Origin of the sequence: Sphingosinicella sp. LHD-64, from assembly GCF_031157375.1 — a bacterium.
Taxonomy (GTDB): domain Bacteria; phylum Pseudomonadota; class Alphaproteobacteria; order Sphingomonadales; family Sphingomonadaceae; genus Allosphingosinicella.
The window spans coordinates 59,374-75,556 of sequence record NZ_JAVIFV010000003.1; the positions used below are offsets into that span (position 1 = coordinate 59,374).

Genomic DNA, 16,183 nt, shown 5'->3' on the forward strand with positions numbered 1-16,183 from the left:
GTTGGGGACACAATAACGCTCATAAAGGCAAAGCTTGTCTTGATTATTTAAGATTTTGCCTTATCAATTTCTGAATTGACCTATGTCACCGACACGGAGGAATGTCATGAAAAGGCGGATTCTCAGGTGCTGGGCCTTCGCCTCTCTGCTCGGCTTGGTCGCGACCCCGCTTGCCGGACAGGATGCAAGATGGTCGATCGCCGGCACCGCGTCCGTCGAGAGCTCAGGCTATGACAACCCTTATGTGCTCCTCGCTGAACCTGGGGTACAGCAGATCGCCGAGCAGGCATTGACCGGACCGCTTGTGCGCGCACAAATCGACCGGCTCCTCAGTGGAACCGGAATCACGCTTCGACACCTGACCCAGGCTGATGTCATTCGTCCGCTGGACGGCAACCGCTTCGCACTCTCCTTCACGGTCATCACCGCTGCGGACAAGCGTTTGATCCGATCGGTCGCAGATCCTGCCGGTAGACAACTGGCGGCCGCGATCGTCGCGCACCGTGCGCGATTCGACGCCATCTTGTCGCGCTATGACCTGCCGAGGGTTCGACGCGACCTCGTCGCCATGGCGATCATCGGCTGCGTGATCCTTGATTGGGACGGTCTCGATATCACGGCGCGGCTTGGCTATCGCCGTCCGCCCGAACCGAAGCCAAATGGCGACATATTCGCCATGACGATGATGGAGAACGGACCGGGCCTATCCGTTCGCGGCCTCTATTGGGGCAGCCACAACACGGTTGTCGCAGATGGCGCGATCACCATGACCACGTTCGGCGATCACGAAAACCCGGAGCGCTACGCTTTCCCCGACCTTACCGGGCGCATCTCGGCCACGCGGCTGGCCTCGCTCGTGCCGCGCCATACTGCCAGCATGCTTGCACAGGTTCTGCGTGAGGCGCTGGCACGCCATCAGGAACATGCCGCGCGCATCATGACGAGGCTTCGGCAAGGACCACAGAGCGAGGCGACCCTATCGGCTGCGACATCGGCAACGAGCGAAGAGATCCGCACCACGCTCCGGCTTCTCGAGGCCATCCGCTACGTCGAACGAGATGGCGACCGCTATCTGGCTCGGGTTCCTGTCTTTACCGTCGAGCACGATCGCGAGATGCTGACCGAGGCGCGTGCGCTGGGCGCCGAGATCGTGCAGGAATGGCTCCGGCAGGAATATCCGACGACAAGAGCGCAGCTTGTCGGTCTCTCCGCCGTCAGAGCGGGCGTTCCCTTCGAGATTATGTTCACACAGCTCTGGCACGACCTGTTTGGCTGGACAAACTATCATCTGGCCGGCGAAGGATTCTTCTACGATCCCTACGGACCGAACGCAGATTTCGTCGGTTTCATGCCCTTTGTTGCCGAGACGGAGCTTGGTCTGCTGTAGCGTGCGCCGTTCCGGCCCTCGGACGAACCACCCTCTTGTCCCGACAATGGCTCGCGCCCAACGGGATCTGCCCTGCCGGCCAACGCCCGCGCACCTTGGTCGTCAAAGGCTCCGATCAGCCGCAAATGGCCGTCGCCAATCTTGTCAGTCAGCACCGGCGACGCGACGATCACATCGCCACCCGGACGTCGACGATGTGCCTCGGGCTGCACGGGGAAAAAGGACCCAGCGCTTCGGCACTCGTCGCGGTGCGTACGACATCCATCACCGGATCGGTGCCGGCTCCTCCATCGTCCATATCAGGGGCGCCCAGCGATAAGAGATTCAGGACCACCATCTCTAATGGTAGACGCAGGCGGTCACTAGAAGATCCTTTGGTTGACACTTATCAACCTATTACTTTATAATATATTTACTTTCGTCCTATAAGACTTGCTGGCATGCGCGGACAGGAATTCCCTGTCGTCGGCGCGCCTACGCCTGGTGTTGGAAGCACAGCACGTATCCGTCCGGATCTTGGAGATAGAGTTGCCGCATCCCATAGTTGCGGGTCGTCGGCGGGGACACCGCAAGGCCCCGGCCCGCAAGACTGGAGTAGGCCGCATCGACATCGGCGCAGTAGAAGAAGAGTCCGGTATCACGGTGCGCAGCGCACCGGACCGGATCAGGCTCGGCCGGACGCTCGCCGGTCTCATAGGCGCTGTTCAGCATGAGATCTGCAGGTCCAAGCCGCAGCAGCCCCCAGTCGAAATCGTCGCCGTCGCCGGAGCTGGCGACGACTTCGAAACCAAGCAGGTCGCGATAGAAGGCCAGCGATGTCGGCATGTCGAACACCTGAATCAGCGGCGTCATGTTCTGGATTTCCACGTGTACCATCACCTCCTTTCGGCCCTCGTGAAGCGATTTCTACCGGACACTCGATCCCCGAGCTATTGAAAGCATTTACTTTATAAGATAATCACTGATACCGGCGCAAGTCGAGGCCGCCCATAGCCGCCGATTTGGCACCAGGGGGAAGCCTTGTACTTCTGCGGGAGCGGAAAAGGGAGATGATGGAACTGGTCGAACAACCGTTGCAGGATCAGCGGCCTCCTCCAGACTCGGGCAAAGCGCCGGCATCGGTCGTTCCCATTCCCATGTATGCGGCCCGAGACATCTCGCTCGACGTGTCGCGGGGGCTGATCATTGCCCTGATGGCCCTTGATCACGTCCGTATCTTCTTCAGCGCGGCACAATTTGATCCCGTTGATCTTGATCAAACGACGGCCGGCTACTTTCTCACCCGCTGGGTGACGCATCTCTGCGCTCCCGGTTTCTTCTTCATCGTCGGTCTCGGCGCCTGGCTGATCGGGCGTAAGCACGGCCGGCTCAAGCTGGCCGGGTTCCTCGCCCTCAGGGGGCTCTGGCTGGTCGTGCTCGAATTCGCCTTATTCGGCTTTGCTTGGTCCTTTCATCCCGGTTGGACCTGGTTTGGCGTCATCTGGGGCCTCGGTGCGGGCATGATCCTCCTGTCAGTCCTGCTGCTCGTCCCGCGCCCGGCCCTGCTCGCAGGCGCCGCACTGTTCATCCTGCTGCACAATGCGTTCAGCATTCCGAGCGGAGGCGCGCTCGCCCAGATCCTCTATACCGGAGGCTGGGCGCAATTGCCGCTGTTCGGTGGAGAGGTGATTCTTTATCCAATTCTGCCCTGGGCGGCGCTGATGATGCTTGGCTATGCCATAGGTCCGTGGCTGATGCCGGCCGGTCAATCCGCGGCCAAACCCCTGGCCTTCGCCGGCGCGATCGCGCTCTTGCTGTTCGTCCTGGTGCGCCTCGCCGGTTACGGACAATCCCCGGGAGGAGGATTTGAAGGCCAGCCCGACCTCGGCTGGACGATTCTCAGCTTCCTCAATGTTCAGAAATACCCCCCGTCACTGCAATTCGCGCTTGTGACGCTCGGCCTGCTATTGCTGTTTCAGGCCTGGACTGCAGGGCGACAGGCCGTCACCGGCCCCCTCAGCCTCCTTGCCACATACGGGCGCGTGCCGTTCTTCTTCTATGCCTTCCACCTTTTCCTGATCCACGGCGCGGCGCTGCTCGTCGCTTGGCTTCTCGGCTGGCCGATCTCCTATCTGTTCTGGACGGGCGAGGGCCCGAATCTCGTGCCACCAGAGGGGTTCGGCTTTGTGCTCGTCGGCGTCTGGCTGACCTGGCTGGCGGTGCTTGTGGTGCTTTACCCCGCGTGTCGTTGGTTTGGGAAGGTGAAATCAGGTTCCGGCCATATCTGGCTGCGCTTCCTATAAGGCTCGGCGATCGGGTTCGTGGATCACGGCTGGCGAGCGCGGGCGCGACAAACATCATGTTTGCGCGCGACCTTTGGAGTCGATCGCGGTCCGGTGCGATCACATTGACTTGCTAAAGAACGGGCTTTAGGTGAATGGCTATGCAAGCTTTCGCCGCGCTCGCCGATGAGACCCGTCGACATATTGTCGAGATCCTCGCGAAGGGCGAACGACCGGCTGGCGAGATCGCCAGCCAATTCGACATGACTGCCCAGGCGGTCTCCCAGCATCTGAAAGTCCTCAAGGAAGCTGGGATCGTGCAGTATCGCGCGGAGGCCACCAAGCGGCTATATATGTTGGACCAGCGCGGCCTCGCCGAGGTCGACGAGTGGATGAGTCGGGTGCGCGAATTCTGGACGGGCAGACTCGACAGCTTCGAGCGAGAATATCGCGAGCAAAGAAAGAAGAAGCGCAGTCCGAAGAAATCCTAGGCTCCCGGACGATGCCGCCATTTCCGTGCGCACAGCCCTGACACCGGACATGATGGCGCTCGGAAAAGAGAACAACTGACCCCACCGGCCGAACCCTTCGAAACTGGCGGCTCTGCAGCATCCTAATCGGTGCTCGAGAGGCCGGCGAGGCGTGCCCGACTGATAGGCTTGCCTTCATGGATGGCCCACTCCAGAGGCGTGCAGTTCCACATCTGGTCGCGTATGTCGGGTTGCGCTCCGCGAGTGAGGAGAAGGTCAATCAGCGCCGTATCGTCCAGCAGTGCGGCCTGATGCAGCGGCGTGCTGTGCGCGTGCACGGGCATGAAGCGGTTTGGATCGGCGCCGGCGTCGAGGGCTACGCGCGCGGTGTCCGGTCGTCCATTGATGACCGCCTGGGCTAACGCCATCTGGATCTCGTCGAGCGACGCCGTAGCCAGCCGCCGCTTTAGTGCCTCGCAGTCGCCAAGCGCCGCTGCGATCGCAACCGTCAGCGGCGCGCCAGCGGCCAGCAAGGCCCGTATCGGATCGATTTCGCGGTGGGCGAGGGCCATGGCGATTGAGCGATCGGAAGGCCTTGCTCCCGCCGCCAACAGAAGACGCATTAGCGGAAGCTGCTGGCCGTGCTCGCGCGCCGAGGCGCCGGTCATCACCAGTTCCAGCGCATATTGGAGATCTTCCGGTTCGACGCCACGCTTCAGCATTGCGTTCGCGATCTGAATTATGTTGGACGGCATTCTTTGCACCAACCGCGGATTGTTGGCGATGAACCAGAAGAGTTTAGGATCCTTAAAATATTGGGGCCGCGCCGCCTGCCGGTAACAGTCCGGCTCAACGGCGCGCATGCGCAGCAGCTGAGGCGCGGCGTCGAGGTGCCGCGCAAGTTCCGCCACCTCGCCGGCCTGAATAGCGGCAACCGCCGCGCGGAAGGCCGGATCGACGATAACCGGTCGATTCAGCAGGATCGCGATCGCGTCGCGATCGGGGGCCGAGCCGTTTCGAGCGGCGTCGAGCGAAGACCAGCCGCGGCTGTCTTCCTCCCATTCGATTCCGCCATGCGCGATCAGCAGCTCGACCAATTGCAGCGGGCCGCGGGCCGCAGCGGCGTGCAAGGGAGTGGAGCCCGGGACACCCCTACGCGCATTGGCCCCCGCTGCGAGCAGAGCTTCGCAGATTGCCAACCGCGTCCCGGGCGGCGCATCGGCAACGCAGGCAAGCCAGAGCGGCGAAGCTTCATCCTCCGCATCGCCATCGGGCGCGCTTGTTTTTCCCAGCAGATCTCGCACGGCAGCGACGTCGCCAGTCTCGGCTGCGCGGGCAAGGCGCGACCTCGCCTTCGGGGAATGCGAGCCCATCGCTGCGACCCGACGCATGAGCTCGGCCCATGAGCTTTCACCATATTCTGCGGCGAGAAGACGTTGTGCGATCGAAAGCTGCAGACCCCGCTCACGAGCCAGACGCTTGGCTTGCTTGCGAAGATGCTCCTGAGAGGGGCGCGGCGGAAGCGTGCGACGCGCCCGCGGATCAGCCATGAGACGGCTCCGCTGCGTGCGCCTGGGTCTTCTTCACCCTGTCTTCCGGCACAACAGTGAGGAGGAGCCGAACCATGTCACCCACAGCCAACAACTCGACCGTCACAACGAACCGCCTTGGCTTCAAAGCCTGATGACTCCAGCTGAAGACCAACAGACGCGGCGGCCTGAGGTCGCACAGCTTACCGCGGCAGGTTCCAGACAGCGGCGCTCTTAGCCCACAGGTCAGGAAACGCTCGATCTGGTCCGCACTGGTGAGGAAGGCCCACACTTCCTCCGGACGACCGGGTAGCCAGCGTTCAATAAGAAGGCTGGCTTCGGCAGCAGCGAAAGGCGTCCGCCTGACAGCCGCCGTGTTTTGGTTGGGAGGAAACTCAACATCGGATCCGCGGCGCGCGCCGCCGTACGTTGACATAGCCGGTACCTTTCCGTCGGCGCCCGGCGTCCGCTGACGGGCAGGAAAGGTCGGCGACCTCCAATCGATCTTGCAAGGTGGGCTAGGCCCTTCCCGCGGACGGGCGGCCGCCAGTCGGCCAGACATGCATGCTACGACCGTCTCGCCAATCAGGTCAAGCGGTCACGACGCCCTCCAGAAACCTCGAAACAAGGCCGCAGGGTGCCGCGATGCAGATTGCCCACATCGCCGGACGCCTACCAATGAGCTGGTCCACAGGGATCAATTGCTGCCGTCAGCTCGGTCCCTTCCTGGACAAAGCAGAGTGAGTTTCCGAACGGATCGGAGACGTAAAAGCTTCGCTCGCCCCACGCCCGGTTCTGGATTTCGCCCGGGTTTCCCACCTGCGGATCCACCTGCGTCGAAAACGCCGCGCCCAGCAGGCAGCATCTTCGATAGACGTCAACAAGATCGGGAACCGAGAAATAGAGCGGCTCGCTCGACGGCAGCGGTCGAGACGCGTCGCCGTCCGCGAGCGCATCGTAACACGCCAGTATGACCCCGCCGCAGTCATAGTAGAGCCGGCCTGGGGAGACGCGCCGCCCGACCTGATCGGTGACGCCGGAGTAAAAAGTGTGTGCAACACCGATATCAGTGACCGGCAGAACCACACGGAAGACCTTCATCGCGATTTCCTACCGGATAGCCTGTCCTGGATCTTGCGTCAGCCGATCGAGGGGCGGTCGACATCGCCCCTCTCACTCCAGTCGATTTTCCGCAGCCAAGGTACGGCGTCCGGTGCCGGGTGCGCACCTGCGCAGTCGTCCGCACGATGCCACCCTTCGTTTCCCAACGCCTGACCTATGTCTTGCGGCGCACGGTCCTCACAGCGAGCGCCCATGCGACGATCAGCAGCAGGATACCCAGCAGTGAGGCGCCGGGCGCATCGTCGGTCTCCCCGATGTAGATGCCGGTGGCGGCAATGGCTATGCCGATGGCGACTAAACCGAGGGCGATAGCTGCGTTCCTGGCAGAGAGGGTCATTGATGCCTTCCATTCAGATCAATCAGTCTGCCTCGGGAGGATCATAAATATCATACCTTATAAAGTAAAGTGCTTCGGTTGATGGCGAGCTGGCGCCCGCGAAAACTACTCGAGCACGAAAACCGCGGACGGCAACCAACGCGCTCTCCATGCGAGTCCATCCTCACCCAGCCCTGTCCCACAAGGGGATTGAAGAGCGCGCTTTCCACCCGTAGCGAGCGCCTAAACTAGGCCAGTCACTCGGTTGGAGATGCGGCTTAGCGCCGGCATTAAGGTCGGCCGCCGCGAGAAGGTGCGCTTCTCCATCTGCTCAAACTCGCCGACGATTCCTGCTAATTGATCAGTCCAAACCGTATATTCAGCTTCTCTAGCTGTTGCGCAAAACCAACCGCGGACAATTTAGTCGTCAGTCGATCATGGTGGGCGTCGATCGTGACTCTCATCTTCGCCCGGTCGCCCTGCTGAACAAACTCAACGGTGATCGAATGGGGATGGGGCGCTACGCCGGGAATGAAATCGATCATGTGTCGAATGACAAGACGCCTAAGTGGAATCAGCTCAACGAACTCTGCTTGCGTAAAAGTTGATGCCTCCCGCCCAAGCTGGTTCATTGAGGCAATGAGCGCGGGATCGTCGGTGTACATGTCGTAGCGCAGCACGCCGCCGATCCGTGGATCGATAGTTTCGACATGAACCTTGAAGCCATGGGATCCCCACCAGGATTCGAAACCTGCCTTTGTGGTCCATAAATCCCAGAGCTCTTCTACACGCGCTTGATAAGTACGCTCGAAGGTGAGCGAGCTCTGCCCGCGAATCCGCCCGCTATTCATCATTGAAGCGCTGCGAGCATGGCGGAATCTGGTTTGCGTTGAGCGCTGCTTCGAAGCGCTCCAGCCGTTTCTCCCACCAGAGTCGAAATCCCCGAATCCATTCTTCAAGTTCCCGGAAGCGTTCTGCTCGAAGTGAATAAAGGCGGCGCTGTTGATCTGGCCGCATTGTTACAAACCCTGCATCGTGCAATATCCGAAGGTGTCGTGACACACCTGACTGGTGCACGCCAGCGATCTCGACGATTTCATTAACCTGTCGTTCGCCGGTTCGTAACGCTTCCACGATCCGTCGACGAGTAGGGTCGGCAAGCATCTGAAATGCATCGTTACTCATCTGCCGTGCGATGCTCCAACAATATTGCCTCTCGGTTCGTTCGTAAGGTTGACGTTTTAGAGAGACTGACTGCAGCTTCCCCAGGCTCAGCCGCAGATCATATAGCTCAGGTAGGCGAAGCCGCTTCTAAACCGGCGTTCGTCGATCAGCTTCAGATTCTGACGGGCTCCCTCTGGAAGAAGCTTTTTGCCGCCGCCGACGATAACGGGTGCAAAGAAGAAGCGATACTCATCAACAAGCCCGGCCCGGATAGCCTGCGACGCCAAGTTGGCGCCGCCGATGGCGATGTCATGCGGCGACGCTGCCTTCATCTGCCGGATCACAACGACATTGAAATCGCGCTCGACCCGGGTTCGCTTCGTCGAAGGCTTGTCCAACGTGGATGAGATTACGATCTTGTCCGCTGCCTGCCACGTTTTGGCAAAAGCACCCATGTTCGCTGATTGCTCAGCCAACGAAGGGTCGGTCTCCCAGCCGATCATTATGTCGTACATGCGGCGCCCGTAGAGATAGGTTCGTATCGAGCGCTCCTGCTCGTTGATGAACGCAAAAACCTCGTCGTCTGGTTCGGCCCAATCGAATTTGCCGCTCTTGTCGGCGATGTAGCCGTCAAGCGAGGCGAGGTAGGAATAGATCAGTTTTGCCATTCTGACCTCCGCGTATATGCATTGACATAAATATACATAGTTGCGCATATCTTTGTCAGGGTTCCGCCGTGGATCCCAGATGATCGTCAATACCGGACCGAACCTCGAGGAAAGGATGACCACGTCCGCTGAACCTCAAATGCGGGCCGGACCGCGCGCCATATCGAGGCGACGCTTCGTTGGAACTATGAGGGCTGCCGCCATGGTGGCTAACGGGTTGGTCCGTACAGAGGTCCTGGCGGCGCCGGCCTTCTCGATCCCGTTCCGGTTTCATGCACCGCAGTCGGCGCTCGATCATCTCCAAGATCGACTCGCCCACGCCCGCTGGCCGGAGCTGGAGACGACGGGGCAAAAGGTGAAATGCGCCATGCCGATAGCTGCAGCTATGGGTCGATAACGGACGGGCAGAAACCGACCCATTGCGGCGCTCAGCTGTGATGCGATCATCTTGACATGGATAAGCATGAAACGTGGAGCAGATTAGAAGTACTGTTGACCTCGGCACTCGAAGCCGAACAACATCACCTTCCGGCACAAGACACTGAGACCGTTCGAGAATATATTGAGAATCGGGAATACGGCTTGGCATATGAGCATCTTAGTGACACGCTGGTAGCTAAGCGCGTTCTGGTCACCGAGAAAACAAATCTAGCCTTACAAACGGCAGCTACCCTCATGAACCTTTAGATCCGCTTTCCACCCATAGCGGAAGTCGACGCCGCTACCTGACAACCGTAGCTTTTCGCCGATCTGACCTGAAAAGCCGCCGTTGGGCTATCGGCCAATTTCGGCATTCAGTCGGGCGGTTGGCACCGGGGAACCGATGCCACTTCAAGGGGAGCGCTGGCAAGTTCAGCCGGAAGCGCACCTTTGCAGGATTTTTCGCTGCGGAACGCGAGCCTCGATCGCCCATTAGCGAACAATGAGCAGCGCAACGTCTAATGTCCGATAAAGCACCGGCGCCGCGGGAGGGCATGCCAAGCGTCAAGCTGGACGAGGCCGAGTTCAAGTGTCGCTTCAGAGCCCAGTTCACCGACCCAGCCTTCGACTGCTTGTCAGAGGAACTTGAGTGCATCGCCCACGCGGCCTGGGACGGTTATGCCAATGAGCGCAAGTCGCCGCGCACCGAGAAAGCGGGGCACGGCTATGCCGACCCCGATTACGACCTCGCGACCGACTGGATAGCGGCTCATGACGCGATCCGCCAGGCGCAGGCCGAGCATGAGGACCCGTCGCAGCCGCCTTGCATCCTGATCGTCAACGGCTCCTCGCGCTCCGAGCATACGTGTCCCGGCGAAATGTCGAAGAGCTGGCGGCTGCTGGAGATCGCGTCGGAGATTTGCGGGGTCGAGGGCGTGAAAGTGAAGACACTTAATCTCTCCCGCCTCGCCGCCGAATACGGCAAGCATATCCATCCCTGCAAAGCCTGCTTCTCCACCGCCGCAGCGCTCTGCCACTGGCCCTGCTTCTGCTATCCGAACCATTCGCTCGGCCAGACGCAGGACATGATGAACGAGATCTACCCGCTCTGGGTCCGAGCGCACGGCATCATGCTGATCACACCCGTCAACTGGTATGCCACCTCGTCGCCGATGAAGCTGATGATCGATCGGCTGGTCTGCGCCGATGGCGGCAATCCCGATCCGACCTCAACGCAGGGCAAGGATGCGCGGAAGGCAAAGCAGCTGAAGCTCGATGGCTGGCCCTATCCCCGCCATCTGGAAGGGCGCCTGTTCTCGATCGTCGTCCACGGCGATGTCGAAGGCGCCGAGAATGTCCGACGCAGCTCGCCGACTGGCTGCGCTTCATGCATCTCGTTCCGGCCGGCGTCCCCGTCGAGCTCGACCGTTATATCGGTTATTGGGAGCCCTATACGACCAATCACGAGGCGCTCGACAAGGACGAGAAGCTCCAGGACGAGGTCCGCAACGCCGCACGCACTCTGCTCGAAGCGGTGCAGGCCCGGCGCGCCGGACGGCTGGTAAGCGCCGGGATCGACCTCAAGCAGCCCCGTCAGAAATAATCGAACCGGATAAACTGTCCGTCTATCTTCTTAGCGTCCGTTCGAGGCCGGAGAAGGCCGCACGCTCCGGATCGATGGCGCTTGAGATTCGCGACCGGCAGCTTTTCGGTGGCTTCATTCGAGAGCTGACGTTCCCATTTCGGCCACTTCTCGAGCAAGTATCGGCGAATGACAGTTTTCCTCATATGCATGCCCGCCGCCTGACCGGCCAACGCTCGTCGAGCGAGAAGAAAATTGCTTGTGCAGAACACGAAGGTGTCGTCATACTGCAGCTAAGGGCGGTAGCTACTCTATCCGACCAAGGACTCTACGGCCTTACGCCCATATTCACGACAGGGCTTCGCGCGTTGATCCCGGCTAGCTCGTGCGACGAGGCGCGCGCACGGCGCCTGAGCGTTCAGCGCATCAGTCCGGCCGCCTTCAGTGCCTTCTCGATCACCGCCTGAACCCCGTTCGCCGACTCCAGCCACGCCCGCGCCGCCGGCCGCGGCCGCTCGGGACCGGACTTGGGGATATCCGACAGCAGATTGTTACGACCGTAAGCGCGTTCCAATAGACTGTAACCCCAGAGACTCCCGTCCCGAGGTAACGAAATTGCCGGTTTCTTGGACATCCCTTGCCCGTCGCATATGCTGGGGTCTGGAGGGCACATGAGCCTCGCAAGCGACGCCCGCTTTTGGGATAGATCTTCCCGTCGATATGCCGAGTCCGCGATCGTGGACCCGGACGGATATGAGCGCACGCTCGAATGTACTCGCGCCCTTCTGGGATCCGAAGCAAGCCTGCTGGAACTGGGTTGCGGTACTGGGACTACGGCGCTGAGACTTGCAGGGGACGTACGGCGCTACCTGGCGACGGACATTTCTGCCGGAATGATCGCGATCGCCGAAGGAAAGATCGAGGTCAAGTCGATACCCACCCTGTCCTTTCGCGTTGCCACCGCTGAAGAGTTGGTCCGCGAAGAAACGCGGTTCGATGCCGTTCTGGGCTTCAATTATCTGCATCTGGTGCGCAATGTGAAGAGTACGCTGCGCAGCATTCACGTCCTGCTAGAGGACGGAGGCCTATTCATTTCCAAAACGCCTTGTCTGGGAGATATGAATCCTTTGATCCGGCTGCTCGTGCTGCCCGCAATGCAAGCCGTTGGCAAAGCGCCTCATGCCAGCTCTTTCGGAGCATCCACGCTGGAGCAACAGATCCTCGAGGCCGGTTTCGACATCGTGCTCATTGAAAGCCACGCCAGCAAGGGCGCCGACAAACGCCCCTACATCGTCGCTCGCAAGCGATGATAGAAATTTCAGCGCCCGGCCGATTCAATTTTTGCCTCGGTTACGAGCCGCGCCAGCTGACCCACATCCTGTTCCGGTTCGCTCACCTAATACCCTCGACGCTCGGACTTTTCATTGCCGCTGAACTTCTGGCAATAGTTCTATATTTTGATAGATTTCGCCACATGCCTTCTGTTTTGCTACCCTAGACGAAGCAGCGCTTCCGCGAACTCGTCCATCGTTCGCTGCAACATCGCAGTATTGTTCAGTATTACGACCTCCCCTTGCCCATCGAGCCGATGGCCGAGGACGGAACGATATCCCGCCAGGTTGCCGGTCTCCCAAGCGGCGGCGACTGTCGTACCCTCCACCGGGACTTGCCGGATGCGCCCGCCAAGAGCGTAGGAATCGCTCGCGACTTCCAATCTCGTGAGCGCCAACCGCGATGCGCGTGACAGAAAGCCGGTGTCGTAAACACGGTGGGCGAAGCGCAGCAGGTCGCGCGCGGTACTGAAATAGCCGCCGCTCGCCGCGCGATAGGCTGGACGACTGTCGAGCCATTCGATCGACGGGGATACGCTGCGATAGGACTTGGCGGTGCGCGGTGACGGATCCAGCGTCGTCGCCACGAGCTCGAGCGGCTCGATGACGAGCGCCCGCATCGCTTGCGCGAAGGGCGTGCCAGTCACGGCCTCGATGATGCCGAGGACAATGAACCAGTTGGTGGGCGTATAGTCGAATCGTGTGCCGGGCTCGAAGGCGAGGTCTCCCGAGGCGAAACGTCGGATCGCCTCCCGCGCGGACATCTCGGTCGCCATGAGGGACCTGTCGGCTCGGAGGGCGGTGCGGAAAAGATTGGGTACGCCGCTGCTATTGGAAAGCAGATGGCGCAGCGTTACCCGGGCACCGGTATCGGGCCGGTAATCGGGAAGATAGGCGGTGATCGGTTGGTCGAGCGCCAGGCGGCCGCGCTCGACCAGCCGCATGACCGCGACCGCGGTAAGGCGCTTGGAGATCGACGCGATCCCGAAAGGAGTCTCCACCGCGACGGCGATCTGGCGTTCGATATCGGCGGAGCCGACCGCGTGGGAGAATCGCGGCAGCCCGTCCCGACCGATGACGACCACCCCCTGAAAGCCATACTGCCGGACCATCTCGTCGATGATCGACCTCGCCGATCCGGTCAGGTTGCGCGCTGGCGCTGCCCAGGCCGCCGTCATTTCGGTCGCAAGCAAGGCGCCCGTAAGCACGGTTCGACGGGTGACGCTCATGAAACTGTCCGCCCCCATGTCGTATTTGCTTTCCCGCCTGCTCTAACTCCTTGCCAATGCGGTGCCGTGTGCGGAAGAAATCCGCCATGATGCACATCACCCCATTGGCTTCGGCCGGGTCTGCCGACGCATCGCGCGGCGAACCAAGCCGTTTTCGGTGGACGACCATTGGGGTCGGTGAACCGGGGGGCAGGCCATATGTGGCGGGCGCGTTGATCATTGCGGGCTTGGTCGCCCTGCTGATTGGAATGCTGACGCCGGGGGGCGAAAGGGAATCAGTAGCGCTCGACTGGCTCTGGTGCCCAAGCGAAACCCACTGCAGGTCGGTCGACGTCTCGGCGCTTGAGTTGATTGGGCCGGCAGGCACACTGAAGACGGTCTATGTCGGCGCCGACCGGATCCCTCACTTGCCACTTGCTGTCCACATCACTGCGATGGCAAGCGCCGAAGTGCGCTGGAACGGTGTTCTGATCGGCCGGAACGGGTTGGTCGGCGACAGCCGAGCGGAGGAAACACCGGGACGTTTCGACGCCGTCTTTCACGTTCCGACAGCGTTGGTACATCCTGGCACGAACATCGTGACGGTTCACCTGTCCGCGCATCATCTCTGGTTGCCGGTGGCGCGGCCGATCCACCGCCTGTCGGTCGGACCGCTCGATGCCAGGTCGAGCGGCGTGTTCCTCCACTATTTGCCGACGCTGATCGTCATCGGACTGCTCATCGTCGCGTTCGCGACGAACCTGTTCTTGTATCTGCTTCGCCGAAGCGCCATCGCGGCGGTCTTCGCGCTGCTTGCTGGCGCAATCGTGCTGCAGGCAGCGGTCGAGACCAGCAAGCTGACGCTCACTTATCCCTATCCATGGCAGCTTGCGCGTTTAGTCGCGCTGACCGGGCTTGCGGCGTTCGCAGGTCTGGTGGTGACGATCGCCGCGCTCTCTTGGGTGCGAGAAGCGAGGATGCGTGCGGCGATCCTTCTGATGGTCATCGCAGGCTTCGCCAGCGCCTGGCTGCTGCTGCCATGGTGGGACGCGAAAGCGCTTTGGGCCTTTCGGATCGGCGTGCTCGGTGCGCTGGTCGCGTCTGCAATCGGCACCGTCCGCGCCGCGCCGCATGCGCACCTTGCCGGGATCGCAGGCATTGCCGCGCTGGCGCTTTCAGGGATTCCGGGTTTCCTCGACCTGGGCTATTATCTGACCTTCGTCGGGCTATTCGCATGCCAGATCCCGCTCGCGGTCCGGGCCATGCGTCCCGCGCCGCGCGTCGCGACCGTCCCGCCGGCTGTTGGCGATGGAACCGAACTGATCATCATTCCGAATGGAGGCTCGCAGCAACGCGTCGCCGTCCGCGACGTCCTTTATGTACGGGCTGACGACGACTACAGCGTTGTCCACCTCGTCGATGGTCGGCAATTGCTCGCAACGATGAACCTTGCTGCGCTTTTACGGCTGCCCCGTGCGCGTCTGCTGCGGATCCACCGCAGTCATGCGATCAATCCCGACAAGGTGGAGGCGGTTCACCGGGCAGGGAGGCTCGCCCGAACCGTGGAGCTCGTGGGGGGAACCTGTCTGCCGGTGGGGCGCACCTATTGGGACGCCACAGCGAACATGTTGACCAGCCACGGTGCGGACGGGAGGAACGCCCTGGCTCCGGCCTCTGCTGAGACCTCCACCCAGATTAGGTAGCGTCCCGGATATTGCGATCTGAAACCCTTAGGGCCGAAATGGCTTCGGCCATGGCAACGATCAGTCGACCGTTTCCAGTTCATCGAGCCATGAGACTACGACCCCGGCAAGGGCGATACGACGATCCGTGAAGCTATGGTCGGTCTCGATCTCGACGACCGTAAGGTCCGCGCCGCCTAGGCCATGGATCGCAGCGGTCAGGGCGCGATTTTCCGCAGCGCCGCCATGTGTAGCATACACGTTCAGAACTTGGCCTCGTGCAAGGGCAGGCGCCGCATCCATCAGGTTCCAGTCGGTACGATGTGCCGCGATCTCGTCCGCGAGGCTGGCCGGAGTTGCACCGTTCAAACTGTGCCCGAGATCCATGGAAGCCTCGAATTGGCTGCGCCATTGCGGGCCGTTGCGAACGAGTTCGTCGCCGACAAGGGCGGCGTTCCAGGCGTCGATCAGGACGATGCCGTGGACCGGGCGCCCGCGACGGGCGAGCAGGGCTGCGGCGAGCCCGCCCATTGAGTGACCGGCGACCACGATACGTTCGGCGTCAACATTGTATCGTGCAGCGGCATCGGGGCTACGAAGGAAGGAGAGGGCCGCGTCCGCGTCCTCGATTGCGCCTGCGATCGAGAATGTTCCCGGCGAGCCCCAAGCACCGCGATAGGTAAAGGTCAAAACATTCCACCCGGCACGGCGAACCGCCTGAGCCAAGTCGAGATTTCGCTCGTTGCCCGGCAAACCGTGTAAGAGAAGCATTGTCGGCCTTCGCCCTTGGCCGGCCGCCCGCAAGAACAGGGCGTTCATGCCGACACCTTGCGAAGGCAGCAGCAGCTGGTCGTTCCGCGCCGGGTGGACCCGGTCGCGTGCCGGGTCGGCGATCACGGCGGCAGGAATTTGAGCCAGCGGGCTGCGCAAAGCCAATGCTGGAATCGACCCGCTCATCAGAAAGGCAATCGAGAAACAACCGAGGGTCCGCGAAATGCCGGCGGCATTCGTCCGCCGGGGCGACGGTCGAATCTTCCGGCCAC

At 61.3% G+C, this 16,183-nt stretch carries 18 protein-coding genes; 8 read left to right on the forward strand and 10 right to left on the reverse strand.

Annotated features, from left to right (window positions below):
• The first annotated feature begins 106 nt into the window (after positions 1–106).
• On the forward strand, positions 107–1,387 hold the full coding sequence (locus RCO27_RS08195) for a hypothetical protein (protein ID WP_309002189.1): 1,281 nt from the start codon (positions 107–109) through the stop codon (positions 1,385–1,387).
• Positions 1,388–1,556: 169 nt separating this feature from the next.
• Here RCO27_RS08195 and RCO27_RS08200 read toward each other — a convergent pair whose 3' ends face one another.
• Both RCO27_RS08200 and RCO27_RS08205 read right to left on the reverse strand, forming a co-directional pair.
• A complete protein-coding gene (locus RCO27_RS08200) occupies positions 1,557–1,685 on the reverse strand; it encodes a hypothetical protein (protein WP_309002190.1) in 129 nt (42 codons plus the stop codon).
• Positions 1,686–1,861: 176 nt separating this feature from the next.
• The gene (locus tag RCO27_RS08205) at positions 1,862–2,263 is read right to left on the reverse strand and encodes a VOC family protein (RefSeq protein ID WP_309002191.1); all 402 of its coding nucleotides are present in this window, start codon (positions 2,261–2,263) and stop codon (positions 1,862–1,864) included.
• Positions 2,264–2,436: 173 nt separating this feature from the next.
• On the opposite strand from RCO27_RS08205, the gene RCO27_RS08210 reads away from it, so the two are divergent.
• Both RCO27_RS08210 and RCO27_RS08215 read left to right on the forward strand, forming a co-directional pair.
• The gene (locus RCO27_RS08210) at positions 2,437–3,669 is read left to right on the forward strand and encodes a heparan-alpha-glucosaminide N-acetyltransferase domain-containing protein (RefSeq protein WP_309002192.1); all 1,233 of its coding nucleotides are present in this window, start codon (positions 2,437–2,439) and stop codon (positions 3,667–3,669) included.
• A gap of 140 nt (positions 3,670–3,809) precedes the next feature.
• Positions 3,810–4,139, forward strand: a complete 330-nt coding sequence (locus RCO27_RS08215; RefSeq protein WP_309002193.1) for a metalloregulator ArsR/SmtB family transcription factor — start codon at positions 3,810–3,812, stop codon at positions 4,137–4,139.
• A gap of 122 nt (positions 4,140–4,261) precedes the next feature.
• Here RCO27_RS08215 and RCO27_RS08220 read toward each other — a convergent pair whose 3' ends face one another.
• The 6 genes from RCO27_RS08220 to RCO27_RS08245 all read right to left on the reverse strand — a co-directional run bounded on the left by RCO27_RS08220 (position 4,262) and on the right by RCO27_RS08245 (position 8,917).
• Positions 4,262–5,668: an ankyrin repeat domain-containing protein gene (locus tag RCO27_RS08220; protein ID WP_309002194.1), complete on the reverse strand. Its 1,407-nt coding sequence runs from the start codon at positions 5,666–5,668 to the stop codon at positions 4,262–4,264.
• Positions 5,669–6,319: 651 nt separating this feature from the next.
• Positions 6,320–6,748: a VOC family protein gene (locus tag RCO27_RS08225; RefSeq protein ID WP_309002195.1), complete on the reverse strand. Its 429-nt coding sequence runs from the start codon at positions 6,746–6,748 to the stop codon at positions 6,320–6,322.
• Positions 6,749–6,923: 175 nt separating this feature from the next.
• Positions 6,924–7,106, reverse strand: coding sequence for a hypothetical protein (locus RCO27_RS08230; protein ID WP_309002196.1), 183 nt, complete (start codon positions 7,104–7,106; stop codon positions 6,924–6,926).
• Positions 7,107–7,438: 332 nt separating this feature from the next.
• Positions 7,439–7,939 carry an SRPBCC domain-containing protein gene (locus RCO27_RS08235; RefSeq protein ID WP_309002197.1) on the reverse strand — a complete coding sequence of 167 codons (501 nt, stop codon included), beginning with the start codon at positions 7,937–7,939 and terminating at the stop codon, positions 7,439–7,441.
• On the reverse strand, positions 7,929–8,270 hold the full coding sequence (locus tag RCO27_RS08240) for a metalloregulator ArsR/SmtB family transcription factor (protein WP_309002198.1): 342 nt from the start codon (positions 8,268–8,270) through the stop codon (positions 7,929–7,931). The genes RCO27_RS08235 and RCO27_RS08240 overlap by 11 nt, the downstream gene beginning before the upstream one ends.
• Before the next feature lie 86 nt (positions 8,271–8,356).
• Positions 8,357–8,917, reverse strand: coding sequence for a dihydrofolate reductase family protein (locus RCO27_RS08245; protein WP_309002199.1), 561 nt, complete (start codon positions 8,915–8,917; stop codon positions 8,357–8,359).
• 453 nt (positions 8,918–9,370) lie between these two features.
• Here RCO27_RS08245 and RCO27_RS08250 point away from each other — a divergent pair, with 453 nt between their 5' ends.
• The 4 genes from RCO27_RS08250 (at position 9,371) to RCO27_RS08265 (ending at position 12,229) form a co-directional block, all read left to right on the forward strand.
• The gene (locus RCO27_RS08250) at positions 9,371–9,604 is read left to right on the forward strand and encodes a hypothetical protein (protein WP_309002200.1); all 234 of its coding nucleotides are present in this window, start codon (positions 9,371–9,373) and stop codon (positions 9,602–9,604) included.
• 365 nt (positions 9,605–9,969) lie between these two features.
• On the forward strand, positions 9,970–10,902 hold the full coding sequence (locus RCO27_RS08255; RefSeq protein WP_309002201.1) for a flavodoxin family protein: 933 nt from the start codon (positions 9,970–9,972) through the stop codon (positions 10,900–10,902).
• Positions 10,903–11,014: 112 nt separating this feature from the next.
• The gene (locus RCO27_RS08260; protein WP_309002202.1) at positions 11,015–11,386 is read left to right on the forward strand and encodes a hypothetical protein; all 372 of its coding nucleotides are present in this window, start codon (positions 11,015–11,017) and stop codon (positions 11,384–11,386) included.
• Positions 11,387–11,590: 204 nt separating this feature from the next.
• The gene (locus RCO27_RS08265; protein ID WP_309002203.1) at positions 11,591–12,229 is read left to right on the forward strand and encodes a methyltransferase domain-containing protein; all 639 of its coding nucleotides are present in this window, start codon (positions 11,591–11,593) and stop codon (positions 12,227–12,229) included.
• Between the two features lie 179 nt (positions 12,230–12,408).
• On the opposite strand, the gene RCO27_RS08270 is transcribed toward RCO27_RS08265, so the two are convergent.
• Positions 12,409–13,479, reverse strand: a complete 1,071-nt coding sequence (locus RCO27_RS08270) for a serine hydrolase domain-containing protein (RefSeq protein WP_309002204.1) — start codon at positions 13,477–13,479, stop codon at positions 12,409–12,411.
• An 86-nt stretch (positions 13,480–13,565) separates the two neighbouring features.
• Between RCO27_RS08270 and RCO27_RS08275 the strand changes: the two genes are divergently transcribed.
• On the forward strand, positions 13,566–15,161 hold the full coding sequence (locus RCO27_RS08275; protein ID WP_309002205.1) for a LytTR family DNA-binding domain-containing protein: 1,596 nt from the start codon (positions 13,566–13,568) through the stop codon (positions 15,159–15,161).
• Between the two features lie 60 nt (positions 15,162–15,221).
• Here RCO27_RS08275 and RCO27_RS08280 read toward each other — a convergent pair whose 3' ends face one another.
• Positions 15,222–16,097 (reverse strand): alpha/beta fold hydrolase, encoded by an 876-nt coding sequence (locus RCO27_RS08280; RefSeq protein WP_309002206.1) that lies wholly within the window; start codon positions 16,095–16,097, stop codon positions 15,222–15,224.
• Between the last annotated feature and the right edge of the window lie 86 nt (positions 16,098–16,183).